Origin of the sequence: Palleronia abyssalis, assembly GCF_900302445.1 — a bacterium.
Classification (GTDB): Bacteria; Pseudomonadota; Alphaproteobacteria; order Rhodobacterales; family Rhodobacteraceae; genus Palleronia; species Palleronia abyssalis.
The window spans coordinates 1-713 of the sequence record NZ_ONZF01000047.1; the positions used below are offsets into that span (position 1 = coordinate 1).

1 pseudogene is annotated in these 713 nt (G+C 58.2%); it reads right to left on the minus strand.

The annotated features are described in order from the left end of the window. Positions 1-48: 48 nt before the first annotated feature. Positions 49-615 (minus strand): annotated as a pseudogene (locus PAA8504_RS21730) (IS3 family transposase); the annotation flags it as partial. Between the last annotated feature and the right edge of the window lie 98 nt (positions 616-713).

Below are 713 nucleotides of genomic sequence, written 5' to 3' on the forward strand. Positions count from 1 at the left end.
CTGGACCTGTCGCGGTTTGGTTCCGGTCACGGTGCTCATTTAGGCGGCCTATCGTTCGAAGGCCGAGGGACTTTTCCAGCCCAGTGCTGAGTGTCGCCGCCGTGGATTGTAGAAGCCGTTGATGTATTGGAAGAGGGCCAGTTCGACGTCGCGGCGTGTCGACCAGGATCGTCGCCAGATCAGCTCGGCCTTCAGGGTCTTGAAGAACGTTTCCACGACGGAGTTATCGTAGCAAATTCCTTTGCCACTCATCGATACCTTTAAGCCGTTCCGGCGCAGGATCTTTTGATAGTCGTGAGAACAATACTGGCTGCCGCGATCGGTATGCTGGATGCAGCCCTTGGGCGGCCGCCGCACGGCGATCGCCATGTTCAGCGCCCGGACCGCCAGATCTTTCTTCAGCCGGTTGCTGATCGCCCAGCCGATCACGCGCCGGGAATGCAGATCGAGAACGACGGCCAGATAAACCCAGCCTTCCCGGGTCCAGATGTAGCTGATGTCGCCCGCCCATTTTTCGTTTGGATGATCTGCATGGAAATCCCGACCCAGAAGGTTCGGCGCGATGTTGAACGTATGATCGCTAGCCCCCTCTTGTCTTATTGATGTCTCAGCTCTTGTTGCATGATGGGAGCCACCACGCAGATCGCGCAAATCGGCGTGGTGGCGGGGGATGGATCGTACCCCTCTTGGTCGTCAGGGACCGTTGCCGAGTA